A 24,341-nucleotide genomic window follows, 5' to 3' on the forward strand; every position below is an offset into this window, starting at 1 on the left:
AAATTCCGCTACGCCCGGGCAGCCTATTTCGGGCTGATTAAAGTGAGTGCGCAAAGCCATCTGAAGGCGATGTGTTTAAACCTGTTGAAAGCGGCTAACAGGCTAAGTGTGCCTGTTGCTGCCTAAAAGGCGGCCGGATGCCCAATTATGGGGCGTCCGGGGAGGATTAAGGGGGCATTTGGGTAGAATTAGGAGTGATTTGGGGAGGGAAATAGCCGAAAACCTGTGTTTAGGTTTCGGCTGTTGGGGGAAAGACTTTTTTGCAAAGGTCTCGGCCTATGTGATAGCAGAAGAGTTATATGGGAAAACAATATATTATGCTATACTAAGGCAGCTTCCATTTTTGAATTGGGTCTTATCGTGATTTTAAAATCATAAATAAAAGGAAAATTTATATGTTGACTTATAAAAAAGAAATATTTAGGAAAACCTTGCTGCATACTCTGATAGCTTCTTGTTTTTCTATTCCTGCATTGGCCGTTGCTGCAGCGGGCGACACTTCACCTACTATGGGAACAGAGGGTTCAGGAGAATTTTGGAAAGAACCAAATCAAAACATTGATGGAGATTACAAAGCTACACTAGCACCTAATAGCGGAGAACAATTTGCTCGTCCAAAAGGGCTTATTGTTCGTGCGAATAATCAGGTAGAAATCAAAGGTAAAACTAACATTAATGTTACGTTAGCCAGCGAAGGAAATTCAGGATTAGCCGTAGACTCCAATGCCGCCTACGGTATTGCTGTAGGATATGATTATGCTGGTGGTAACGCTTCTGATACCGCCAGCTTAACTTTGCATGATGATGCTAATATCACTGTTAAAAACACAGAAAACACAGTGAAAAGTACAAAAAACTTTGGTGGCGCAACTGCACCATTTGGTCACCAATTATCCGGGGTGAAAGTTTACCGTAAGGATGGTGCCAAACCGGTTTTCAATTCTGAGAAAAAACTGACCATTAATGTGGAAGATAAAACCACCGATAAAATCGGGGATTATTTAGTCGGGCTTTACGTTAGTGGAGACGGTGCGGAAGCGAACTTAAAAGATTCTGACATCACAGTGAAAGCAAACGGAAAATTTTCTGCCGCATTAAAAATTGGTAAACCGGAACTACCAAACACTGAAAAACCGGCTGACTATAAAGGTGCTGTCGTCAATTCCACCGGCAAAATGGTGCTGAATACCGAGGATACAAAAGATTCCGCAACCGTGCGCTTATTTGGCACTAAATCCCGCTTAATTGCCGATTCGGACACCAGCAGCGGTGAAATCAAATCCGGTAATTCAGCTGTTGTTTTCGATACTCAGGATTACGCAACTAAAGTAAGTGCCTTTTTTATTAGCGACAATGTATCCAGAAATGAGCTGAATAAAGATCAAGAAGTTCGTTTAAACAATACAAAAATCACCACAACATCTGATGATGCTTCATTGATTGTTGCTGATGCGAGAAAAGAAAGTAGTTTTGCAGTAACCTTCGCAGGAAATAAAGTCGCAAGTTGGTTTAATAATGGTGAATTCGTTGCTGAAAATGCAAAATTCGCGTTGAAAGGCAAAGACAGTGAAGCCAAAGCCGCAGAAAATGGCTGGCTTGCCGAAACTAAAGTGGCAGTAACCAAAGGGGCTGATTTGACATTTACCTTGTCTGATCAAGCAAAAGCCATTGGTTTGATGCAACAACAATCTAAAGGCAATGTGCATTCTAAATTAGATGTGCATGTGAACAACCAAGCTGTTTGGGAATTGAAACAAAAAGGTGATGAACAACGCTCTACCATCAATGCCTTAACCTTGGATAAGGGGGTATTAGATGCGTCTAAAAATATTCCGAACGGTTCAACTAAAACAGACTATAAAGTTAAACTGGTTAAACAAGATGGTACTGAAGGCACATTAACCAGTAACAACGGTGAAATCACCCTTGCCAATGGCTCTTACGAAGACAAACTCACTGTGGAAGGCAACTACACAGCGAATAACGGTGTTCTTAAAGTGAATACTCATTGGGATAGTAATGATGCCAATAACGGTAAATCTGACTTATTGGAAATCACCGGTAATGCCGAAGGGACAACAAAAGTTGTCAGTTTGAAAGCGGACGGCACAGAAAATATGATTGATGGCACTATCGGCTCTATTGCGGCTGATTTAGCCAAAAACAGTACGGCAGTAGTTCGAGTACAAGGGGAAAGTAATTTAAAGAACTTTACCGGTATTGCCAAAACTACAGGTGCGGGTGAACTGCAATTGGCTTCTAAAAAAGTAGGAAATACAACCGAATATTTTTGGACGGTAGTTTCCACGAATAAGGATGCCATTTACACAGCTTCTGTTCCTGCTTATACGCTTATTCCAAACTTGAACTTAGAAGTTGGCTACGAAACAGTTGGTACATTGCACCAACGCCGTGGTGAAAATCAGGCTCTTTCTTGGGAAAAATCTCAAGCGAACAGCCAAATTTGGGGACGTATTATTGGCAAACACATTGCTTTGGATGGTAAAAAGCGTTTGAATCTTAGCGCTAACCTTGCAGGCTTCCAGTTTGGCCACGACTTTGATATTTCTTCTAGCGAAAATGGCGGCAAACGTTTAACTGGTGGTTATGTTGGTTACACACATGCTAATTCGAAATTTTATGATGAATATCGTGCCGAGAATGGTGTCGTCATTGATGACAAATATACAGGTAAAGCTAAAACCGAAAACCTCCATGTCGGTGTGACTCACACACGGTATTCTGAAGATGGTAGCTATATAGACTTTGTAGGCCAACTTTCTTGGATGCAAAATAAATATAACTCCTTAGATTCGAAAGCAAAAAACCATGGTTTGGGTGTGGCTTTATCGGGTGAGGTAGGTCGTCCGTTTGTATTAAGTAAAGAGAAAACGAATAATGGCGACAGTTGGATTATTGAGCCGCAAGCACAATTAATCTATCAATACCTCGGCTTAAATAGCTTCACTGATGATATGCGCTCTGTGCATCAAGATAAGCAACATAATTTACGCAGCCGCATTGGTGTACGCTTTGCTTATAATAATTTAACCGATCATGAAAAAGTTCGAACCTTGTATTTCACCACTAATGTGTGGCATAACTTCAGAAATACTTCGGCCAGTAACATTGGCGAGGATAATGTTACTGAAAAATTAGCAAAAACTTGGGGCGAAGTTGGTTTGGGAGCACAATTTGCAACCAGTTCCAATACCCATATTTATGCAGATGCACGGTATGAACAATCTTTAAGTGGAACGAAACATCAAGGATACAAAGGCTCAATCGGCATAAAATATTCTTGGTAATCTTCAAGTAATATATCTTACCGTAGTCCTTTTATATGAGCCGGATAAATATTAACAATATTTATCCGGCTCATTTATATGCCTTCCTCAATTATCTAAGCGCTGTACTGGATTATCAAATATAGTCAATTAAAAACAAAATGGTACAATACTCAACTTTGAAGATCTAACCATGGCATACTCTGCGGACTTAAGAAACAAGGCTTTAAACTATTACGAACAATGCAAAAACATCAGCTAAACCGCAGCAACGTTTAACTTGTCAAGAACCACGCTTTACCTGTGGATTCGCCTTAAAAAACAAACAGGCAGCCTAAAACATCAAGTTACCGGTCTAAATGCCGTCAAATTGGATAGGCAAAAACCGGCTCAATATGTTGGGCAACACCCGGATGCCTGTCTGCATGAGATCGCCAAACATTTTGATTGTACGCCAGCCGCCGTTTGCTATGCACTCAAACAGATGGGGATGACGCGCAAAAAAAGACCACGACTTACAAAGAACAAGACCCGGCCAAAGTAACGCATTATTTGACACAGCTGGCCGGATTTTCCGACTACCAACGTGTTTATTTGGATAAAACAGGATTTGACCGCTACCTGTTCCGTCCCTATGCCCGCAGTCCGAAAGGGCAAATAGTGAAAGCGCAGATAAGTGGAAAAAGATACCGACGCTTATCTCCGGTGTCCGCACAAGTCGGCAACCGGCTGATTGCTCCGATGGTTTATCAAAATACGATGACCGGCGTCTTTTTTGAAGCGTGGTTTCAACAATGCCTGCTGCCCGCATTGACTCGAAAATCGGTGATTATTTTAGATAATGCACGATTTCACCGTATGGGTGTCTTACGGGAAATGGCGGAAAAATTGGGACATAAGGTATTGCCTCTTGCACCTTATTCACCTGAGCTCAACCCGATTGAGAAGGTGTGGGCGGATATTAAGCGGTATCTGCGAACCGTATTGTCTGATTACGCCCGATTTGACGATGCGATAATGTCCTATTTTGATTTTAATTAACTATACATCCATCAGGCCGTCTGAAAAGACTCTCTCTTACCATTTTAATGAACTATCCGATTACACGCAAAAACCCTATTTATTTTCATTTGACACCAAACAATAAAATCATATCGATATAGACGTTTGGGGCAGTTTGACGGTTTCAGGTAAAATAACGCCAAATTCATCAACCGTTCAGAAAGCCGCCGCCATGTATTCACTCGTCCGTCCCATCCTGTTTCGCTTCGATGCAGAAAAGGCCCATCATTTCACGCTCAACAGTTTGCGTTCTATCGAAAAACTCGGCCTGCTGCCCAAAGTGGACAGCCACACCCGACCAACCGAGCTGATGGGCTTGCAGCTGCCCAATCCGGTCGGTTTGGCGGCAGGTTTGGACAAAAACGGCGAGTGTATCGATGCGTTTGCCGCTTTGGGTTTCGGCTTTATCGAAATCGGCACGGTCACGCCCAAGCCGCAGCCGGGCAATCCGCAGCCGCGCCTTTTCCGCGTTCCCGAACACCAAGGCATCATCAACCGCATGGGTTTCAACAACCACGGTATCGACGCGATGATCCGCAACATTGAAAACAGCCGCTTTAAAGGCATTTTGGGCATCAATATCGGCAAAAATGCCGTTACGCCGATTGAAAACGCGGCCGACGATTATCTGATTTGCTTGGAAAAAGCCTACGCCCACGCAAGCTACATCACGGTCAATATTTCCTCCCCCAATACGAAAAACCTGCGCGCCTTGCAAGGCGGCGACGAGTTGAGCGCATTGTTGGAAGCCTTGAAAAACAAACAGGCGCAACTGGCGGCCGCGCATGGCAAATATGTGCCGTTAGCGGTCAAAATTGCGCCGGATTTGGACAAAGCGCAAATCGACGACATCGCCCATGTGGTCAAATCCGTGGAGATGGACGGCATCATTGCCACCAACACAACCATCGATAAATCAAGCTTGGGCAGCCATCCGCTCGCAGGCGAACAAGGCGGCTTGAGCGGCTTGCCCGTACGCGAGAAAAGCAATCAGGTGTTGAAACTTTTAGCGGAACGCATTGACGGCAAGCTGCCGATTATCGGCGTCGGCGGCATTATGAACGGCGCGGACGCGGCAGAAAAAATCCGCTTGGGCGCCAGTGCGGTTCAGGTGTACAGCGGTTTGATTTATCGCGGCCCTGAGTTGATTAAAGAGTGTTTGGCTGCGTTGAAATAATACTTTTCCAAAAATAAGGCCGTCTGAAAGATTTCAGACGGCCTTTTGATATGCTTTCATTCTTCAAACAGATTGCCTTGTGCCAATAAGGTTTTGACCGGTGCAAAATCGCGGCGGTGTTCCGGCAATACGCCGTATTGTTTCAACGCGGCCAAGTGTTGCGCCGTGCCGTAGCCTTTGTGGCGGTCAAACCCGTATTGCGGATAGCGTTTCGCCAATTCATACATTTCCGCATCACGCGCGGTTTTGGCTAAAACCGAAGCGGCAGAGATTTCGATGATTTTGCTGTCGCCTTTGACCACGGCTTCGGCAGGAACATTCAAATCTTTCGGCACGCGGTTGCCGTCTATCCATACTTTATCGGGTACGACCGACATCCCCTCGACTGCGCGCTTCATCGCGGCCATGGTTGCGTGCAGGATGTTCAGTTGCAGGATTTCGTCGGGGTCGGCAAAGGCAATGCTCCACGCAACCGCCTGTTCCTTAATCATCTGCGCCAACATATCGCGCTTTTTTTCGCTCAGTTTTTTTGAATCGGTCAAACCCGGCAGGTCAAAATGTTCCGGCAAAATCACTGCCGCCGCAAATACGCTGCCGACCAAAGGGCCGCGTCCCGCTTCATCCACGCCTGCGCTTAAAACCGTCGCCATTTCTTCACCGCCTGTCTGATTCAAAGCCGCCATTATATCCACTTGCGGCAGATAAAATCTGCAATAGGACAAGCCGTTTGGGAGCAGTTCAAATTTCATCTGCTTTACCAATCAGTTATAATTTATATCCCCACATACCCATACGTCTTACAACATGCCTGCCCAATCCGAACGCCTCCATTTTTCCGAACGCTGGCTCAACGCCTACGAACGCTACCGCTATCGCCGCCATATCCACGCCTTCCGCCTCGGCTTGGCAATCGTGTTTTCCACCCTGTTGGCCAAAGTCTTCCACCTGCAACACGGCGAGTGGATCGGCATGACCGTCTTTGTCGTCCTCGGCATGCTGCAATTCCAAGGCGCGATTTACTCCAAAGCAGTCGAACGCATGCTCGGCACGGCCATCGGTTTGGGCGTCGGTTTGGCCGTTTTATGGTTGAACCAGCATTATTTCCAAGACGGCGTTTTCTTCTATCTGATTATCGGAGCCGCCAGCGCAGTGGCCGGTTGGTCTGCGGTCGGCAAAAACGGCTATGTCGCCATGCTTGCCGGTTTGACCATGTGCATGCTCATCGGCGACAGCAGCCACCACTGGCTCGACAGCGGCCTGATGCGCGCCATGAACGTTTTAATTGGTGCCGCCATCGCCATTGCCGCCGCCAAACTCCTGCCCCTGCGCTCCACCCTGATGTGGCGCTTCATGCTTGCCGACAACCTCACCGACTGCGCCAAAATGATTGCCGAAATCAGCAACGGCAAGCGCATGACACGTGAGCGTTTGGAACAAAACATGATTAAAATGCGCAAAATCAACGCCCGCATGGTCAAAAGCCGCAGCCATCTGGCCGCCACATCCGGCGAAAGCCACATCAGCAACAATATGATGGAAGCCATGCAGCATGCCCACCGCAAAATCGTCACCACCACCGAGCTGCTCCTGACCACCGCCGCCAAACTGCGCGCGCCCACGCTCAACGAAAGCGAAATCCGCCTGCTCGACCGCCATTTCAACCAACTCCAACGCGAGCTGCGCCTGACCGTCCGCCTCATCAAAGGCCACTACGCCCGCCGTATCCGCATCGATACTTCGCTCAATACCGAACTAAGCAAACCGGCCGCCCGCCTGCATTACGACTGGCAAGGCTTCCTCTGGCTCAGTACCAATATGCGTAACGAAATCGCCGCATTGGTGATTCTGTTGCAACGTTCGCGCAATAAATGGTTAGACAAAAAAGAATTGCAACGCCTGAAAGAATACCTGCGCAACGATACCGATCCGGAGCAACAATAGGCCGTCTGAAAACACAAACTCTAAATAAAAGACAAAAGCGAATTAGCCGCCGATGACATCGGCCTTTCAATCAATCCAAGCAAAAATAAATGCCGCATAAAGCAAAATCCCCTGCGATTGCAGGGGATTTTTATATTTGGTTGCGGGAGCAGGATTCGAACCTACGACCTTCGGGTTATGAGCCCGACGAGCTACCATGCTGCTCCATCCCGCGTCAGAAGTTGTAACTATACGGAAAGACGGAATCGCTGTCAAGCGTTTTTGACAGAAAATGCGAAAAACGCCGCTTTACAAAAAACCGTCCGCATGGTTTAATTTTCGTTAATAAAGAAACAGGGGTGCTGCTTTCAAACCAAGCGGCTGAGAAATACCCTTTACACCCGAACAGGATAATACCTGCGTGGGGAGTTTCGGCAAATGTGATTTTAAACGGTTGATTGAAAATATCCACAAGGCCGTTTGAAAAAAGCAATGCTCCTGTTTCTATTTCATAACCGAGAAACAGGAGCAATTTTTTATGACTACCACTAAAAAAACCGGCGATGAGGCGCGCCGTCTTTCCGACTTAAGCGAAGACATCGGCATCCGCTTCCAATATCCCAATTCCGACCGCGTCTATATTTCGGGCAGCCGCGCCGACATCCGCGTGCCTTTGCGCGAAATCCGTCAGGATGACACCTACACGGCGCAAGGTACGGAAGCCAATCCGCCAATTCCGGTGTATGACACCAGCGGCGCATACGGCGATCCGGCGGCACACATCGATCTGAAACAAGGTTTGCCACACGTCCGCACCGCATGGCTGGAGGAACGCGGCGATACCGAAATCCTGCCCAAGCTTTCCAGCGAATACGGCACCGAACGCGCGCACGATCCGAAAACTGCCCATCTGCGTTTCAACCAAATCACCCGTCCGCGCCGCGCCAAAGCAGGCCGCAATGTAACCCAGCTCCACTACGCCCGCCAAGGCATCATCACGCCGGAAATGGAGTTTGTCGCCATACGCGAACGCATGAAGCTGGACGAGCTTTTCAGACGGCCTGAATACGCCAAGCTCTTGATACAGCACGCAGGGCAAAGTTTCGGCGCGAATATCCCAACCCATCCCGACCAAATCACGCCCGAATTTGTGCGCCAAGAAATCGCCGCCGGACGCGCGATTATCCCTGCCAACATCAACCACCCCGAACTCGAACCGATGATTATCGGCCGCAACTTCCGTGTCAAAATCAACGGCAACTTGGGCAACTCCGCCGTAACTTCCAGCCTGACCGAAGAAGTCGAAAAAATGGTGTGGTCGCTGCGTTGGGGCGCGGACACGATTATGGACTTATCCACAGGCGCGCACATCCACGAAACGCGCGAATGGATTATCCGCAACGCGCCCGTCCCCATCGGCACGGTGCCGATTTACCAAGCTTTAGAAAAAACCGGCGGCATCGCCGAAGATCTATCTTGGAATTTGGTGCGCGACACCTTAATCGAGCAGGCAGAACAAGGCGTAGATTATTTCACCCTTCACGCAGGCGTATTGCTGCGCTATGTGCCGATGACGGCCGACCGCCTCACCGGCATCGTATCGCGCGGCGGCTCCATCATGGCGAAATGGTGCCTTGCCCATCATCAGGAAAACTTCCTCTACACGCATTTCGACGAAATCTGCGAAATCATGAAAGCCTACGACGTCTCGTTCAGCCTCGGCGACGGACTGCGCCCCGGCTGCATTGCCGATGCCAACGACGACTCCCAATTCGCCGAGCTGCACACCTTGGGAGAATTGACCGCCAAAGCATGGGAACACGACGTCCAAGTCATGATCGAAGGTCCAGGCCATGTACCGTTGCAACGCGTCAAAGAAAATATGACCGAAGAGCTGCAACATTGCTTTGAAGCGCCTTTCTACACCCTCGGCCCACTCGTTACCGACATCGCCCCCGGTTACGACCACATCACCTCGGGCATAGGCGCGACCAACATCGGCTGGTACGGCACAGCCATGCTCTGCTACGTTACCCCGAAAGAGCATCTCGGCCTGCCCGACAAAGAAGACGTGCGTACCGGCATCATCACCTACAAACTCGCCGCCCATGCCGCCGACCTCGCCAAAGGCTGGCCGGGTGCACAGTTGCGCGACAACGCCCTGAGCAAGGCGCGTTTCGAGTTCCGCTGGCGCGACCAATTCCGCTTAAGCCTCGACCCCGAACGCGCCGAAAGCTTCCACGACGAAACCCTGCCCGCCGAAGGCGCGAAAATCGCCCACTTCTGCTCGATGTGCGGCCCCAAATTCTGCTCGATGAAAATTACGCAGGAAGTGCGCGACTACGCCGACAAGCAAAAAGCCCAACAGCAAGGCATGGAAGAAAAAGCGATTGAGTTCGTCAAAAAAGGAGCGAAGCTTTACAGTTAAAACGTAAAGCAAAAAAAGGCCGTCTGAAAATGTTTCAGACGGCCTTTTTAACGAATAGTCTTTAAACGCCCTCCGGCTGTTTATTTTTCCACCCTGCGAAAATGGTGCGGACGGAAACCCAGCGCGGCGAGGGAAACAAAGTAGAGGCCGCCACCCAAGGCAATCAGGACGCAGAGTTGGCCTGCTTTTTTAAAGCCGCCGACGTGTACCCATTCAAACGGCAGATAATATTGCGCCAGCCACAAACCGCCGCCCATGACGACCAAAGAGATGACCATTTTGACCAAAAACGCAGCCCAACCTTTGCCGGGGCGGTAGATGCCGTGTTTGCGCAAAAGAAAAAACAGCAAACCTGCATTCAGACACGCGCCCAAACCGATAGCGAGGGACAGGCCGACGTGTTTGAGCGGCGAAATGAAGGCGAGGTTCATCAACTGTGTGCAAATCAGCGTGAAAATAGCGACCTTAACAGGAGTTTTGATGTTTTGGCGGGAATAGAAACCGGGTGCCAACACTTTAATCATAATCAGACCGATCAAGCCGAAGGAATAGGCAATCAGCGCGTATTGGGTCATTTGCGCGTCGTGCAGCGTAAACTCTCGGTACATGAACAAGGTCGTAACCAGAGGGAAAGACAACACGGCAAGTCCAACAGCGGCAGGCAGGGTCAGCAGCATGCACAGTCGCAAACCCCAGTCGAGCAGGCCGGAAAACTGCTCGGTATCCTGACTGGCGGCGTGTTTAGACAAGGTAGGCAGCAAGATTGTACCGAGTGCCACGCCCAAAACACCGGTAGGCAATTCCATCAGTCGGTCGGCGTAATACATCCACGACACACTGCCGGACTGCAAAAATGAGGCAAAAATGGTGTTAATAACCAAGGAAATCTGCGCCACGCTCACGCCCAAAATAGCCGGAGCCATCTGTTTCATCACGCGGTTGACCGCTGCGTCTTTAAAGCTGAGTTTGGGCATTTTCAAGAAGCCCAGTTTCGCCAACCAAGGCAGTTGGAACACCAGCTGCAACACGCCGCCGACAAATACCGCCCACGCCAAAGCCATAACAGGCGGATCGAAATACGGTACGAAGAACAGGGAAAAGACGATAAAGGAGATGTTCAAAAAAGTCGGCGTAAAGGCGGGAATACCGAATTTATGATAGGAGTTGAGTATCGAGCCGACAAAAGACGACAAGGAAATCAAAAAGATATAAGGAAACGTTACCCGCAGCAGGTCGATGGAGAGCTGAAACTTATCGGCATCTTTGGCAAAACCGGGCGCGGAAACATAAATCACCCACGGCGCGGCAAGTATGCCCAGCGCGGTAACGATGACCAACACAAACGACAACATACCGGCCACATGACGCACAAACGCCTGCGTGGCTTCGGGCGAGCGGGTTTCTTTGTATTCCGCCAAAATCGGTACGAAGGCTTGGGCAAATGCGCCCTCTGCAAACACGCGCCGCAATAGGTTGGGCAGTTTAAACGCGACAAAAAACGCATCTGTCGCCATGCCTGCACCAAACGCACGGGCGATAATCGTATCGCGCACAAAGCCTAAAATGCGCGACACCATCGTCAGGCTGCCAACCTTGGCCAAGGCTCCCAATAAATTCATGTATTTTCCTTACTTGTCTTTCAGGCCGTCTGAAAATCTGGCTTCTTCCAATACTGCCGCCGCCGCCAATGCCGCCGTATCTTTTTTCAACAGCAGATGCAAGGCATGGAAATCCTGTTCCAATGCGGCCACGACTTCAGGGCGGTCATACCAGTCTGCCACGGCCTGCGCCAGTTTTTCAGGGACGGCGTCGTGTTGCAGCAGCTCGGGAACGGCGGCTTTACCCAACAGAATATTGGGCAAACCGACATGCGGCACTTTGATTTTGTTTTTCACATACGCATAAGTCAGCGGCGAAATTTTGTAGCTGATGACCATAGGCCGCTTGCACAAGGCCACTTCCAAAGTCGCCGTACCGCTGGTAACCAATACCACGTCGGCAGCGGTGCAAACCGTATCCGACTGCTTCTCGGTCAACGTAATGGGAAGGGTGGCAAATTCAGGCTGCGCCAAAATTTCGCTAATGCGTTTGCGCGTTGCGGCCGTCGCCACCGGCAGCAAAAACTGCGCCTGCGGATAACGTTTCAGCAGCAATAAGGCCGTCTGAAAAAACACCGCCGCCATGTAATCGATTTCGCTCACACGGCTGCCGGGCAATATGGCAAACACGGGCACGTCCGCAGGCACGCCCAGCTTCTGCCGCGCCGCCGCCCTATCCGCTTCCACCGGCATGGTTTGCGCCATCGGATGGCCGACAAATTCGGCCTTACCTCCGGCATCAATATAAAGCTGTGGCTCCATCGGAAACAGGCACAACACGCGGTTGACCTGATGCACGATTTTATTGACCCGTTCGCGTCGCCACGCCCAAACCGACGGGCTGACGTAATGAATGGTATGAATGCCTGCCTGCTTGAGTTTTTCCGCCACGCCGAGATTGAAGTCCGGCGCATCGATGCCGATAAACACATCCGGCTTGAGGCGGATTAAATCGTTCACCAGCCCTTTGCGGATTTTCAAAATCTGCGGCAGGCGTTTGATGACCTCAACAAAACCGCGCACCGCCAGCTTTTCCTGATCGTACAAACTCTCGAAACCCTCCGCCTTCATGCGCTCGCCGCCGATGCCGGTAAACCGCGCGTTCGGGCAACGCGCCTTAATGGCACGGATTAAATGTGCGCCGAGCAAGTCGCCGGAAGCTTCGCCGACGCTGATGGCGATAAGGGGGGAAGAATTGGGGTTCATGTTGTTGAGGTTCGGAAGCTAAAAGATTTTGAGGCAGACATTTGCCCGCCCGTTTTCAGACGGAATCGGCAGCAAACGGACAGGAAACCTGCCCCGCTGATCGGATTTTTGCAATCCAAAGGCCGTCTGAAAAAGTTTCAGACGGCCTTCAATCCATCAATCAACGGATAATGCCGCGTGTGGATTGTGCAAAAAAGTCTTTAAATACCGCCAATTCGCTTTGGGTTTCGGCGCGTTTCAGAATGTCCGCCTTGGCCTCTTCAAACGGAATGCCACGATGGTAAATGGTTTTATACGCATCTTTGACGGAGGCAATCTGTTCGGCGGTAAAACCGTTGCGGCGCATACCTTCGCTGTTGAGGCCGGCCGGTTCGGCGCGGTAGCCTGCAGCCATAAAGTACGGCGGTACGTCTTTGTGTACGCCGGCGGCAAACGCGGTCATGGCGTAGTCGCCAATTTGGCAGAATTGGAACACCAGTGTGTAGCCGCCCAAGACGACGTAGTCGCCGATGGTAACGTGGCCTGCAAGTGAGGCGTTGTTGGCGAAGATGGTATGGTTGCCGACCACGCAGTCATGGGCGAGGTGGCAGTAGGCCATAATCCAGTTGTCGTCGCCGATACGGGTTTCGCCGATGCCGGTAACCGTACCAAGGTTGAAGGTGGTGAATTCGCGGATGGTGTTGCCGTTGCCGATAATCAGCTTGGTCGGCTCGTCGCGGTATTTTTTGTCCTGCGGGATTTCGCCAAGGCTGGCAAATTGGAAAATGCGGTTGTTTTCACCGATGGTCGTATGGCCGTTGATGACGACGTGTGGGCCGATTTCGGTATTCGCACCGATTTGCACATTGGGGCCGATGATGCTGTATGGGCCGACTTTGACACTGGAGTCGAGTTCGGCTTTAGGGTCGATGACGGCGGTCGGATGGATAAGGGTCATGCTGTCTCCTTGCTGTCTGATACAGGTATTGCCTGTAAGATGCCGTCTGAACTTTCAGACGGCCTGTCCCATTTTTACACCACTCGTTTGGCGCACATAATCACGGCTTCAACGGCAACTTGACCGTCAACTTTGGCAACGGCGTTGAATTTGCCGATACCGCGTTTGTTGGTCAACAGCTCGACTTCAAAAACCAGTTGGTCGCCGGGGATGACTTGGCGTTTGAAACGGGCGTCGTCGATACCGGCGAAGAAGAAGAATTCGTTTTCTTTGCGGCCGCCTTCGCTGAGGATGGCGAGAGTGCCGCACGCTTGCGCCATGGCTTCGATAATCAGCACACCGGGCATCACGGGCAGGTCGGGAAAGTGGCCTTGGAACTGCGGCTCGTTCATGGTGACGTTTTTAATCGCAGTCAGGGTTTTCATCGGTTCAAACGCAGTAATGCGGTCGAGTTGCAAAAACGGATAACGGTGTGGGATAAGTTTTTGAATGTCTTTGGCTTCGATCGGGAGTTGTACGTCCATGATGTTCGTCTTTCCTTGTTTGTATTGGGTTTAAACGTATTCGGATGCGGGGCGCGGACTGTTTGCGCCGCCGTTAGGCTTCGTCGCTGTCGGCAAGCTGTTTTTCCAGAGTTTTGAGGCGTTTGTTCATTTCGCTCAAACGGTGGATATAAACGGCATTGCGTGCCCAGTCTTTGTAGCCCGACATCGGGAAAATACCGGCCAGATGCTGGCCGCTTTCGGTAATGCTGTGGGTGACGGATGTTCCGCCGCCGATGGTGGTTTTATCGGCGATTTCGATGTGTCCGACCGTGCCGACGCCGCCGCCGATAATACAATAATTGCCGATGGTGACGCTGCCGGAAATGCCGGTTTTGGCGGCGATAACGGTATGCGAACCGATTTTGCAGTTGTGGCCGATTTGGACTTGGTTGTCGATTTTGGTGCCGTTGCCGACGGTCGTGTCGCTCATTGCGCCGCGGTCGATATTGGTGTTCGAACCGATTTCCACATCATCACCCAGCGTGACGGCGCCGGTTTGCGGGATTTTGAACCATGAATCGCCGGCAAAGGCCAAGCCGAAACCGTCCGCACCGATGACGGCGCCGCTGTGGATTTCGACACGGTTGCCCAAAGTGCAGCCGTAATAGATGACAGCGTTGGGATGCAGCACGACTTCATCGCCCAACGTGCAATCGTGTTGGACAACGGCATTGGCTAAAATACGGCAGCCTTCGCCCAATACGGCATTCGCGCCGATATAGGCATTCGCGCCAATTTCGCAGCTTGCCGGCACTTTGGCGCTTGCCTCGACAACGGCAGTCGGATGTACGCCGCCCTGTGCTTTGACAATCGGCGAGAACAATCGTGCCACTTTGGCAAAATAAAGATAAGGATCGGCAGCCACAATCAGGTTGCGACCTGCAAATTCGTCTGCGGCTTTCGGCGACACAATCACTGCGCCTGCCTGGCTGTCGTGTACTTCGGCTTTGTATTTCGGGTTGGCCAAAAAGCTGATGTGTTCCGTCTGCGCCTGATCCAACGGACGGACGGCGGTAATGGCGATGTCTTCGCCTTTCCATTCTCCACCGAGCTGGGAAACGATTTGGGACAGGGTGTATGCTTGTGAAGTCATGATAATCTGCCGTCAAGATGTCAGGCCGTCTGAAAGATGCCGGTTTGGGTTTCAGACGGCCTTAGGTTTGTCTGTATGGTTACATTCGCTGCCGAGCAGGGTCAGTGAGCGTTTAGGGCTTTGATAACGCTGTCGGTAATGTCGTAGCGGCCGTTGACGTAAATCACGTCCTGCAAGATGAAGTCGTAACCTTCGCGCTTGGCCAAATCGACAATGACGCGGTTGGCATTTTGCTGGAGCGCGGCGAATTCTTCATTGCGGCGTAGGTTGTAGTCTTCAGCCAACTCAGCCTGCTGCTTGCGGAATTTCTGTACCAGATTGCGCCATTTTTGGGTTTCCGCTTCCCTTTGGCTGTCGCTGAGCTTGTCGCCGCTCAGTTTTCGCTCCAAAGCCTCGCCTTCCTGCTGCAGCTTTTGCAAGGCGGTTTGACGGCTTTTGAACTCTTTTTCCAAAGTCATCTGAATGCTTTGCGCCTGCTTGGATTCCTGATAAACGCGCTCGGTATTGATAAAACCGATTTTCTGCACGCCATCCGCCGCCGCTTGCGGCAACAGCACGAAACCCGGCAGGGCTACGGCGAGGACACGGAGGGTGTCGGCTATTTTACTCATGATAAAAATCCTTGCTTGAAAACAAACGGGCGGTTTGCAATAAGCTTACCGCCAATCTGCCATGAGGCCGTCTGAAACGGACAAACCGGGTTTCAGACGGCCTAAACATCATCAGAATGTCGTACCGAGTTGGAATTGGAAGCGTTGGATTTCGTCGCCTTCTTTTTTCTTAATCGGGTAAGCATAACTGAACTTCATCGGACCCAGCGGAGAGAGCCAGGTCACGGCAGCACCGGCAGAGTAACGCAATTCGTTTTTGAATGTCGATTTGTGCGTTGTGCCTACGCCGTACACGTTTTGGGACACGCCATTGGAATTGCTGCTGCTGCCGTCGTTGTAGGTTTTGCCGTCCCACACGCTGCCCGCATCGGCAAACAGGCTCAGACGGACGGTACGCGAATCTTTAATACCCGGCATCGGGAAGAGCAACTCTGCGGAAACGTTGGCTTTTTTGTTACCGCCGTAGCTGATCTTCTCGCCGTATTCGTCATAGACTTTCGGGCCCAGCGTACCGCTTTCAAAGCCACGGACAGAGCCTAAGCCGCCGCCGTAGAAGTTTTCAAAGAACGGCATGGTTTTGGTTTTGCCGTAGCCGTTGCCATAACCGACTTCGCCACCCAGCATCAACGTGAAATCTTTGCTCAACGGGAAGAACCAGGTTTGGTTGTGGGTCAGGGTGTAGTATTGCAGGTCGCTGCCCGGCAGGGCGATTTCGCCGTTTACGCCAGTCAGGTAACCGCGGGTCGGCCACAAGGCATTGTCGGTTTTGTTGCGGCCCCAGCCGATGGTACCTTTGTACAACCAGCCTTTGAAGTTACCCACGCCACTACCGTCGCCTTTACCGTATTGATTGATAAAGTCGGCATAGCGTTTAGGCGCGCCTTTGTAGGTATTCACGGTCAAGCGTTCTGCGGCCAAACCGAAGTTCACACGGTCATATTCGGTAACCGGAATACCGATACGCAAACCGCCGCCGAAAGTCGTGGTTTTATATTGTTTCGTGCTGGAAGAAGCTTTACGCGGGTCGTAAGACTTGCCGTAAAGGTCGTAGCCCAAACTTACGCCGTCCGGTGTGAAGTATGGGTCGGTAAACGACAACGAGCCGTTTACTGTGGTTTTACTGCGGGAAGCGCGCAGGGCAACGGATTTACCCGTACCGAACAGGTTGTCTTGAGCCACACCGGCAGACATTACCAAACCGGTATCCTGAACCCAGCCTGCGCTCAAGTCGAGCGAGCCGGTTGAACGTTCGGTCAGGCTCATGTTCAGGTCAACTTGGTCAGGCGTATTGGCCACAGGAACGGCATCAAATTGAACGTTGTCGAAGTAGCCCAACAACTCGACGCGCTCTTTAGAACGTTGCAGTTTGGCAGAATCGTAAGGCGCCGATTCCATTTGGCGCAACTCGCGGCGGATGACTTCGTCACGGGTTTTGTTGTTGCCGGTAATATTGATTTCGTTTACATAGATTTTGCGGCCCGGTTGAACGGCCAACACAAAATCAACGGTATGCGTTTCTGCATTTGGAATCGGTTGGACATTGATTTCGCTGAATGCGTAACCTGCCTGACCCATGCGGTTTTGGATGGCTTCGAGCGAGTTGGACATTTGCGCGCGCTCATACCATTTGCCCGGCTTCATGGTCAGCAGTTTTTCCAAATCTTCTTTCGGCACTTCCAGCGTATCGCCTTCGATGCGTACATTGCCCCAACGGAAGCGGTCGCCTTCGCTGACGATTACTTTAATGGTTTGCTTGGTTTTGTCTTCGTTGGTTTGGATATCGGTATCCAAAATGCGGAAGTTGAAGTAGCCGTTGTTTTGATAGAAATTGGTAATTTTTTCCATGTCCTGAGCAAATTTTTGCTCATTGAACTGGTTGCTCTTAGTGATCCAAGTCCACATGCCGCCTTCGCTCAGGGACATTTGTTTCATCAGACGGCGGTCGGAATAAACTTCGTTGCCTTCAAATGAAATATCGGTAATCTTGGTAGATTTGCCCTCTTCGATAGCAATATCGATAGACACGCGGTTGCGGGCGAGTTTGGTTACGGTCGGAGTGATTTGGACAGACTGTTTACCACGGCTCAAATACTCTTCTTTCAAACTGGCAACGGCTTGGTTCAGCGTTGCTTGGTTGAAGTATTGGGATTGCGCCAAACCAAATGCTTCAAGGTTTTTCTTGATGGCATCGTTTTGCAGCATTTTCGCGCCGGTAATATTGAGCGAGCTGATGGTCGGACGCTCGATAACGGTCAGCAGGACTTGATTGTCCATGGTCTCGACACGTACGTCGTCAAAGAAACCGGTTGCGTAGAGTTTTTTGATGATTTCTTCACTGCGCGCATCATTGAAATTATCACCGACTTTAACGGGCAGGTAGTTGAAGACGGTACTCGGCTCGGTGCGTTGCAGGCCTTCGACGCGGATGTCCTGAATGGTAAAGTCAGCCAATGCCAGTGGAGACAGGCTCAATACCATTAAAGCGGAAGCAATCTGGTTCAGTTTCATAAATTATCCAAACAAACGGTTGATGTCATTAAAGAAAGCCACAGCCATCATCAAAAGCATAGCTGCCAGTCCGAAGCGCAGGCCGACTGCCTGTATGCGCTCGCTCAAAGGCTTTCCGCGTATCCATTCGGCGGTATAGAAAACCAAATGTCCGCCGTCTAAAACGGGCACGGGCAAAAGGTTCAACACGCCTAAGCTGATGCTGACCAAGGCCAGAAATTCGAGGTAGCTCTGCAATCCGAGTTTGGCGGATTGTCCGGCGACATCGGCAATGGTCAAGGGGCCGGAAATATAGTTCAAAGAGGCATTGCCTGTAACCAGTTTTCCGAAAAATTTGAGGGTTGTCCACGAATAGTTGACGGTTTTGTTCCAACCCAATTCAAAGGCTTGGGCAATGGAAGGTGTATAACGGTAGCGGATGGTTTTATCCCACTCTTTATCCGCCTGGGCGGCAAGCCCTGCTCTACCCACCAGCACGCCTGCCGACTGCTCGACGCTGTCCGGCCGGATAGCGGTCGCCAGTATTTTACCGTCGCGCTCGTAAGTCAGTTCGATTCGTTTGCCGGGACTGGCGCGGAAGAGTTCCGTCCATGCCTGCCAGCTTTCGATGGGTTTTCCATCGGCGGTCAGCAGTTTGTCGTTTTCCTTCAAACCTGCTTTTTCGGCCGGACTTTTGGCCAAGACTTTGCCGATGCGGTTAGTAATTCTAAAAGGCAAAAGGCCGATGTTGCCTTGGCTTTTCGCAACTTTACCTGCTTCAGGCGTGCCGGCGGCATCAATTATGCGGATGGCTTGGGTATTTGAGGCCGTCTGAACAGCGACTTTTACAGGACCGGCTTCAAGGTTTAACACCATCTCGGTTTGCGCATCGCTCCAGTCTTTAACGGCGATTCCGTTGACCGATACAATTTTATCGCCTGCCTGAAAACCTGCTTTGGCGGCAATACTGGCAGGCTCGACCATGCCGACATAGGGGCGCAACTCGGTTACGCCGAAGGAAAAGCTCAAACCGTAAAGCAAAACGGCCAAAATCAAATTGGTCAAAGGACCGGCGGCGACAATGGCGATGCGCTTGGCCGGATGCTGCTTGTCAAAGGCGTACGGCAAATCTGCTTCTGCCACCTCGCCTTCGCGCGTATCGACCATTTTAACGTAACCGCCCAGCGGAATCGGGGCAAGACACCACTCGGTATCGCCGCGTTTTCGGGTGAAAAAGGGCTTACCGAAGCCGATGGAAAAGCGCACGACTTTAACGCCGCACCAGCGGGCAACAATATAGTGTCCGAACTCATGCAGGCTGACCAAAATCAGAATGGCGACGATAAAGGCTAAAAAGGTTTGCAAAAAAATCCCCTGAGTGGAATGTGATAATCAACGGATAAGGCCGTCTGAAAACCGATTATAAAGGCAGTTGTTCCATTTTGTCTGCCTAAATGCCAAGCGGTTGACGTTTCAGACAGCCTGTCATTGAAGCTTTATTGTTTGCCGATAAAGGCTTCTGCCTGTCTGCGTGTTTGTGCGTCTTGCGCCAGCAGGCCTTCGATATCGTGACGGCCGTCTGAAAAATCTTGGGCAAGGCAGTGGGCAATGACTTTGGCAATATCGGTAAACTTGATGCGTTTATCTAAAAAAGCGGCCACGGCAACTTCGTTTGCGGCGTTCAACACGCAAGGCGCGGCACCGCCTGCATTCATGGCCTGATAGGCAAGTTTCAGACATGGGAAACGGTCAAAGTCGGGCTTTTGGAAGGTCAATGCGGACAATGCGCCGAAATCCAGCTCGCCCACGCCGGAATCGATGCGTTCGGGCAGACCCAAGCAATAAGCAATCGGCGTACGCATATCAGGATTACCCAACTGCGCCAATACCGAACCATCTCGATAACGCACCATGCTGTGTATCACGGATTGCGGATGAATGACGACTTCCAGTTTTTCCGGCGGACAGTTAAACAGCCAATGCGCCTCAATCAACTCCAAGCCCTTATTCATCATTGACGCGGAATCGACGGAAATTTTGCGCCCCATGCTCCAATTCGGATGCTTGACCGCCTGCTCGGGCGTAATGCTGTCAAATGTACTTAAATCGGTGTTAAGGAAGGGGCCGCCCGACGCGGTCAGGATAATCGAATTGATACCGTGCTCATTCAGACGGCCTGTGTAATCCCTTGGCAATACTTGGAAGATGGCATTGTGTTCGCTGTCAATCGGCAAGACGGTGGCGCTGTTTTGACGGGCGGTTTCCATGAACAATGCGCCGGAAACCACCAGCGTTTCTTTGTTTGCCAGATAAATGGTTTTGCCCTTTTGAGCGGCGGCCAAAGCCGACGGCAAACCGGCCGCGCCGACAATGGCACACATCACGCCGCTGACTTCATCGGCAGAAGCGACATCAATCAGGGCTTGAGAACCATATAAAACCTGCGTATCGATGCCTTCTTGTTTGAGTTTCTTTTCCAGCTCGGCCGCATGGCCGGCATCGCCGACCACGGCATATTCCGGGCGAAACTGTTTACATTGCGCTACCAGCTTGTCCACCTGCCTATGCCCTGCCAGCGCGAACACGCGGAATTTCTCGGGATGGCGGGAGACAACGTCTAAAGTGCTTTCGCCTATGCTGCCGGTACTGCCTAATATGGTCAGAACTTGTTGTGTCATGGTGTGTTCTTTATGTACTGTGCAAACGGTATTCATTGTGTTTGAAATAGATTTCTTTGCCGTTTTCAATTTTCAGACGGCCTTTTGCCTCCCAGCTGAAAAGGCCGTCTGAAAGAATTACTCAATGCCGTATTCGATGGTAACAACCAGTCGGACCTGTTTGCCGACGGTGCTTTTATCGTAAGAGCCGCCGTACTCGTCATCCTCGCTGCTGCCGGTGTCGGCATAGATGTTGAACGAACCTTGCGAAGCAGAACGCATGGCGCCCACTTTGCCGCCGCCGGTTTTGGCAAATTCGGCCGCGCGTTTCTGCGCGTCCTCAGTCGCCTGCGTGATCAAATCACGTTTGATGGTTTCTAAATTGCCCAGCAAATATTGCGGATTGTCGAAGCGGATAAATTCGTTTTGCGCACGAAAATTCAAAATGGCGCGCTGGGCGGCTTGAATTTTGTCCAGTTTTTTGGTGTTGACCACAATATTGAGGTCGCCATCGTAGCCGTTGGGCGTGCGGGTTACGTTGCCCAGTTCATCACGGGTTTCATTGAAAACGCGCGACACTTCGGGCAGACCCACTTTCATTTCAGCCGCCGCAAAGCCTTGCTCGCCCAAAAATTTAGACAGCTTCTTGCGTCTTGCCGTCAGCAAATCCAAAACTTCCTGGTAGCTCTCGCCGTGCGCATTTACGCCCGTATTCCACGTTGCGCTGTCAGATTGGAAGTTTTTCTCCGCCAAACCTTTTACGGTAATTGTCCCCGGTTGGCGCAGATTCTTAAACTGCACACCCAAAATAAACGCCGCAGCCATCAATCCCAGTGCCAACAATACGCCCAAGATCGATAAAGATGAAATCTGTTTTTGTTCGGACATAATCAGCTCCCCCAACCATGTGAGACAGGCGGTTTAAAACAAATATACAAAGGCGGCATAAATGCTGATAACGGCAATCAGGCTGTCCACACGGTCGAACACGCCGCCGTGTCCCGGCAACAGATTGCTGCTGTCTTTGATACTGGCAGCACGTTTGAGCCAGCTTTCCAGCAAATCGCCACACACGCTGACAACGGTCAGAATCAAGCCGATCAAAATAGTTTTGAACCAACCGGCTTCAAAGGCTAGCCAACCGGCTTTCCATACGATGGTCATGTACACGGCAACGCACAATGCGCCACCGATCGCACCTTCCCAGCTTTTACCCGGGCTGATGGTCGGCGCAATTTTACGCTTGCCAAACGATTTGCCGCAGAAATACGCGCCAATATCGGCCACCCACACCAAACCCATAATTGCCAATAAAGACAGCGCGTCTTCAGGCTGAGGACGCAGGTAAACCAGTGCGAACCAAAACGGCATCACCAACAACCAACCGACCGTGTAAGCCTGCCAGCCGCCGTTTAACTTCCATTTCGCTTTCAGCCACCAAGGCATGACAATCAGCCAAAACGCCAATACGACATACCAAACCAAATCAGGCAACTGCCAACCGCCGGCATAGGCAATCACACCAAACACCAGCGTTGAAGCCAAATAATGATTGATTTTCAGCTTGTCCAAGCCGCTCATGCGGGCATATTCCCACAAAGTCAGCATAGCAATCAGGCCGCAAAACGCTGCCCACAGCCACATAGGCGCATAAAACAGCATACCCAGCATCAGCGGCAAAAGCCACAGCGCAGTCAAAATCCGTTGTTTCAACATAGTTCTCAACCCCGTTGCTGCTCAACCGGCAGCTGTTCGGAAGTCCGCCCGAAGCGGCGTTCCCGTTTTTGAAACGAAGCAATCGCCTCGTTTAGCGATTTCTCATTAAAATCAGGCCACAGCGTATCCGTAAAATACAATTCCGCGTACGCCATCTGCCACAGCAGGAAATTGCTGATGCGCGTCTCGCCGCCGGTGCGGATAAACAAATCCGGCTCGGGTGCATCGCCCAACATCAAATAGCGCGACAACGCCTCTTCCGTAATCTCAGCTACACCCTCGGCAATCAACTGATTTGCCGCCTGCAAAATATCCCAGCGGCCGCCATAATCGGCAGCAATGCTCAAAGTTAAACCAGTATTGTTTGCCGTCAACGCCTCTGCCGCCTCAATCCCCTTCAGGATTTCAGCATTAAACCGCTCACGGCTACCGATGACCCTCAAGCGCATATTGTTATCGTGCAAACGGCGCACCTGCTTTTGCAAAGCCTGCAAAAACAGCCCCATCAGAAAAGAAACCTCTTCCTCGGGGCGTCGCCAGTTTTCAGTCGAAAAAGCAAACACGGTCAAATACTGCACACCCAGTTCAGCACAATGCTTCACCATGTTCTCCAGCGCATCCAAGCCGCGCTTATGCCCCATCACGCGGGGAAGAAAACGCTTCTTTGCCCAACGTCCGTTGCCGTCCATAATCACAGCAATATGTCGGGGGATGGCAGAGTGTTCCAAAATCGTCTGCGTACTGCTTTTCATGTCTGCCTTTCAGGGAGCAAACCGTCCAAAGACCGTCTGAACGGTTTGCACACAGGATTAAATCGCCATCAAATCTTCTTCTTTGGCAGCCAAGAGCTTATCTGCCTCAGCAATGTATTTGTCGGTCAACTTCTGAACCGCTTCCTCGCCACGGCGGGCTTCATCTTCAGAAATCTCTTTATCTTTCAACAATTTTTTAATGTGGTCGTTTGCATCACGGCGCACATTGCGGATAGACACACGGCCCTCTTCAGCCTCGCCGCGTACTACTTTGATCAAATCTTTACGGCGTTCCTCAGTCAGCATAGGCATAGGAACACGGATCAAATCACCGACAGAAGCAGGGTTTAGGCCCAAGTTGGAATCACGGATCGCTTTCTCAACTTTTGCAGCCATATTGCTCTCGAACGGTTTCACACCAATCGTACGCGCATCCAAAAGCGTCACGTTCGCCACTTGGCTCACAGGCACCATGCTGCCCCAGTATTCCACTTCCACTTGGTCGAGCAGGCCGGTATGCGCACGGCCGGTACGCACTTTAGCCAAATTGTCTTTCAATACTTCCAGAGAACGCTGCATTTTGCCTTCAGCTGTCTTTTGAATATCATTAATCATCTTATACTTTCAATTTCATAGGAATAAAACAGGATTAACCGAGAATAGTACCGTTAAACCGCCGCCACGACAAGGCTTTGCGCCCCAACAGCCTTGTTTTCTAACCGATATTTAACATCAAACAAAATAAAGGCCGTCTGAAAATTGAACTGCACCCCAAAAGTTGGACACATCCCCTCCAACTCACAAGGTGCAGTTTTTTTATGAGCAAATATACATTACACTTCAAATACCAAGCCGTACTCCACTA

The 24,341-nt window shown here is 50.6% G+C and carries 18 protein-coding genes, 1 tRNA gene, 2 pseudogenes and 1 riboswitch; of the genes and pseudogenes, 6 read left to right on the forward strand and 15 right to left on the reverse strand.

Annotated features, from left to right (window positions below; translation table 11 throughout):
• From ACTHTA_RS10250 to ACTHTA_RS10265, 4 genes and pseudogenes are all read left to right on the forward strand, one after another.
• Nucleotides 1-126 (forward strand): annotated as a pseudogene (locus tag ACTHTA_RS10250) (IS5/IS1182 family transposase); the annotation flags it as partial.
• A gap of 269 nt (nucleotides 127-395) precedes the next feature.
• On the forward strand, nucleotides 396-3,308 hold the full coding sequence (locus tag ACTHTA_RS10255; RefSeq protein WP_308888290.1) for an autotransporter family protein: 2,913 nt from the start codon (nucleotides 396-398) through the stop codon (nucleotides 3,306-3,308).
• Between the two features lie 172 nt (nucleotides 3,309-3,480).
• Nucleotides 3,481-4,310: pseudogene (locus tag ACTHTA_RS10260) on the forward strand (IS630 family transposase); the annotation flags it as partial.
• Nucleotides 4,311-4,521: 211 nt separating this feature from the next.
• Nucleotides 4,522-5,526 (forward strand): quinone-dependent dihydroorotate dehydrogenase, encoded by a 1,005-nt coding sequence (locus tag ACTHTA_RS10265; protein WP_308888289.1) that lies wholly within the window; start codon nucleotides 4,522-4,524, stop codon nucleotides 5,524-5,526.
• 56 nt (nucleotides 5,527-5,582) lie between these two features.
• Here ACTHTA_RS10265 and rnhB read toward each other — a convergent pair whose 3' ends face one another.
• Nucleotides 5,583-6,176: a ribonuclease HII gene (gene rnhB / locus ACTHTA_RS10270; protein WP_308888291.1), complete on the reverse strand. Its 594-nt coding sequence runs from the start codon at nucleotides 6,174-6,176 to the stop codon at nucleotides 5,583-5,585.
• Nucleotides 6,177-6,330: 154 nt separating this feature from the next.
• Here rnhB and ACTHTA_RS10275 point away from each other — a divergent pair, with 154 nt between their 5' ends.
• Nucleotides 6,331-7,467: an FUSC family protein gene (locus tag ACTHTA_RS10275; protein WP_049350692.1), complete on the forward strand. Its 1,137-nt coding sequence runs from the start codon at nucleotides 6,331-6,333 to the stop codon at nucleotides 7,465-7,467.
• A 137-nt stretch (nucleotides 7,468-7,604) separates the two neighbouring features.
• On the opposite strand, the gene ACTHTA_RS10280 is transcribed toward ACTHTA_RS10275, so the two are convergent.
• Nucleotides 7,605-7,681 (reverse strand) — tRNA-Met (locus ACTHTA_RS10280).
• A gap of 110 nt (nucleotides 7,682-7,791) precedes the next feature.
• Nucleotides 7,792-7,891: riboswitch (TPP riboswitch) on the forward strand.
• A gap of 93 nt (nucleotides 7,892-7,984) precedes the next feature.
• On the opposite strand from ACTHTA_RS10280, the gene thiC reads away from it, so the two are divergent.
• Entirely contained in the window at nucleotides 7,985-9,874 is a 1,890-nt protein-coding gene (gene thiC / locus ACTHTA_RS10285; RefSeq protein WP_308888288.1) for a phosphomethylpyrimidine synthase ThiC, read from the forward strand.
• A gap of 80 nt (nucleotides 9,875-9,954) precedes the next feature.
• Here the strand turns inward: thiC and murJ are convergent, their stop codons facing one another.
• The 13 genes from murJ to frr form a co-directional block, all read right to left on the reverse strand.
• Nucleotides 9,955-11,493 carry a murein biosynthesis integral membrane protein MurJ gene (murJ, locus tag ACTHTA_RS10290; protein ID WP_308888287.1) on the reverse strand — a complete coding sequence of 513 codons (1,539 nt, stop codon included), beginning with the start codon at nucleotides 11,491-11,493 and terminating at the stop codon, nucleotides 9,955-9,957.
• A 9-nt stretch (nucleotides 11,494-11,502) separates the two neighbouring features.
• Nucleotides 11,503-12,678 (reverse strand): lipid-A-disaccharide synthase, encoded by a 1,176-nt coding sequence (lpxB, locus tag ACTHTA_RS10295; protein ID WP_308888286.1) that lies wholly within the window; start codon nucleotides 12,676-12,678, stop codon nucleotides 11,503-11,505.
• Nucleotides 12,679-12,838: 160 nt separating this feature from the next.
• Nucleotides 12,839-13,615: an acyl-ACP--UDP-N-acetylglucosamine O-acyltransferase gene (lpxA, locus tag ACTHTA_RS10300; RefSeq protein WP_107723875.1), complete on the reverse strand. Its 777-nt coding sequence runs from the start codon at nucleotides 13,613-13,615 to the stop codon at nucleotides 12,839-12,841.
• Between the two features lie 74 nt (nucleotides 13,616-13,689).
• A complete protein-coding gene (gene fabZ, locus ACTHTA_RS10305; RefSeq protein WP_003681704.1) occupies nucleotides 13,690-14,139 on the reverse strand; it encodes a 3-hydroxyacyl-ACP dehydratase FabZ in 450 nt (149 codons plus the stop codon).
• A gap of 73 nt (nucleotides 14,140-14,212) precedes the next feature.
• Complete coding sequence (gene lpxD, locus ACTHTA_RS10310; RefSeq protein ID WP_308888285.1) at nucleotides 14,213-15,253, reverse strand: UDP-3-O-(3-hydroxymyristoyl)glucosamine N-acyltransferase; 1,041 nt, start codon at nucleotides 15,251-15,253, stop codon at nucleotides 14,213-14,215.
• Nucleotides 15,254-15,354: 101 nt separating this feature from the next.
• Entirely contained in the window at nucleotides 15,355-15,864 is a 510-nt protein-coding gene (locus ACTHTA_RS10315; protein WP_003686729.1) for an OmpH family outer membrane protein, read from the reverse strand.
• A gap of 111 nt (nucleotides 15,865-15,975) precedes the next feature.
• Entirely contained in the window at nucleotides 15,976-18,372 is a 2,397-nt protein-coding gene (gene bamA, locus ACTHTA_RS10320) for an outer membrane protein assembly factor BamA (protein ID WP_440375774.1), read from the reverse strand.
• Nucleotides 18,373-18,375: 3 nt separating this feature from the next.
• Nucleotides 18,376-19,716, reverse strand: a complete 1,341-nt coding sequence (gene rseP, locus ACTHTA_RS10325; RefSeq protein WP_440375773.1) for an RIP metalloprotease RseP — start codon at nucleotides 19,714-19,716, stop codon at nucleotides 18,376-18,378.
• A gap of 131 nt (nucleotides 19,717-19,847) precedes the next feature.
• Nucleotides 19,848-21,029: a 1-deoxy-D-xylulose-5-phosphate reductoisomerase gene (gene ispC / locus ACTHTA_RS10330; RefSeq protein ID WP_308888282.1), complete on the reverse strand. Its 1,182-nt coding sequence runs from the start codon at nucleotides 21,027-21,029 to the stop codon at nucleotides 19,848-19,850.
• A gap of 117 nt (nucleotides 21,030-21,146) precedes the next feature.
• The gene (locus tag ACTHTA_RS10335) at nucleotides 21,147-21,896 is read right to left on the reverse strand and encodes an SIMPL domain-containing protein (RefSeq protein ID WP_003686550.1); all 750 of its coding nucleotides are present in this window, start codon (nucleotides 21,894-21,896) and stop codon (nucleotides 21,147-21,149) included.
• A 33-nt stretch (nucleotides 21,897-21,929) separates the two neighbouring features.
• Nucleotides 21,930-22,724, reverse strand: a complete 795-nt coding sequence (locus ACTHTA_RS10340) for a phosphatidate cytidylyltransferase (RefSeq protein ID WP_308888281.1) — start codon at nucleotides 22,722-22,724, stop codon at nucleotides 21,930-21,932.
• A gap of 5 nt (nucleotides 22,725-22,729) precedes the next feature.
• On the reverse strand, nucleotides 22,730-23,476 hold the full coding sequence (locus tag ACTHTA_RS10345) for an isoprenyl transferase (RefSeq protein ID WP_308888280.1): 747 nt from the start codon (nucleotides 23,474-23,476) through the stop codon (nucleotides 22,730-22,732).
• A gap of 57 nt (nucleotides 23,477-23,533) precedes the next feature.
• Nucleotides 23,534-24,091, reverse strand: coding sequence for a ribosome recycling factor (gene frr, locus ACTHTA_RS10350; protein WP_003686718.1), 558 nt, complete (start codon nucleotides 24,089-24,091; stop codon nucleotides 23,534-23,536).
• Between the last annotated feature and the right edge of the window lie 250 nt (nucleotides 24,092-24,341).

Source organism: Neisseria sp. P0013.S005 (assembly GCF_051958425.1).
Classification (GTDB): Bacteria; Pseudomonadota; Gammaproteobacteria; order Burkholderiales; family Neisseriaceae; genus Neisseria; species Neisseria subflava.

What these genes read in the sequence shown, in the direction of transcription:
- bamA (WP_440375774.1), bottom strand. Translation starts at nt 18,372, where the DNA reads ATGAAACTGAACCAGATTGCTTCCGCTTTAATGGTATTGAGCCTGTCT.
- lpxA (WP_107723875.1), bottom strand. Translation starts at nt 13,615, where the DNA reads ATGACCCTTATCCATCCGACCGCCGTCATCGACCCTAAAGCCGAACTC.
- fabZ (WP_003681704.1), bottom strand. Translation starts at nt 14,139, where the DNA reads ATGGACGTACAACTCCCGATCGAAGCCAAAGACATTCAAAAACTTATC.
- ispC (WP_308888282.1), bottom strand. Translation starts at nt 21,029, where the DNA reads ATGACACAACAAGTTCTGACCATATTAGGCAGTACCGGCAGCATAGGC.
- thiC (WP_308888288.1), top strand. Translation starts at nt 7,985, where the DNA reads ATGACTACCACTAAAAAAACCGGCGATGAGGCGCGCCGTCTTTCCGAC.
- ACTHTA_RS10255 (WP_308888290.1), top strand. Translation starts at nt 396, where the DNA reads ATGTTGACTTATAAAAAAGAAATATTTAGGAAAACCTTGCTGCATACT.
- lpxD (WP_308888285.1), bottom strand. Translation starts at nt 15,253, where the DNA reads ATGACTTCACAAGCATACACCCTGTCCCAAATCGTTTCCCAGCTCGGT.
- ACTHTA_RS10275 (WP_049350692.1), top strand. Translation starts at nt 6,331, where the DNA reads ATGCCTGCCCAATCCGAACGCCTCCATTTTTCCGAACGCTGGCTCAAC.
- ACTHTA_RS10335 (WP_003686550.1), bottom strand. Translation starts at nt 21,896, where the DNA reads ATGTCCGAACAAAAACAGATTTCATCTTTATCGATCTTGGGCGTATTG.
- frr (WP_003686718.1), bottom strand. Translation starts at nt 24,091, where the DNA reads ATGATTAATGATATTCAAAAGACAGCTGAAGGCAAAATGCAGCGTTCT.
- rnhB (WP_308888291.1), bottom strand. Translation starts at nt 6,176, where the DNA reads ATGGCGACGGTTTTAAGCGCAGGCGTGGATGAAGCGGGACGCGGCCCT.
- ACTHTA_RS10315 (WP_003686729.1), bottom strand. Translation starts at nt 15,864, where the DNA reads ATGAGTAAAATAGCCGACACCCTCCGTGTCCTCGCCGTAGCCCTGCCG.
- ACTHTA_RS10265 (WP_308888289.1), top strand. Translation starts at nt 4,522, where the DNA reads ATGTATTCACTCGTCCGTCCCATCCTGTTTCGCTTCGATGCAGAAAAG.
- ACTHTA_RS10345 (WP_308888280.1), bottom strand. Translation starts at nt 23,476, where the DNA reads ATGAAAAGCAGTACGCAGACGATTTTGGAACACTCTGCCATCCCCCGA.
- murJ (WP_308888287.1), bottom strand. Translation starts at nt 11,493, where the DNA reads ATGAATTTATTGGGAGCCTTGGCCAAGGTTGGCAGCCTGACGATGGTG.
- ACTHTA_RS10340 (WP_308888281.1), bottom strand. Translation starts at nt 22,724, where the DNA reads ATGTTGAAACAACGGATTTTGACTGCGCTGTGGCTTTTGCCGCTGATG.
- lpxB (WP_308888286.1), bottom strand. Translation starts at nt 12,678, where the DNA reads ATGAACCCCAATTCTTCCCCCCTTATCGCCATCAGCGTCGGCGAAGCT.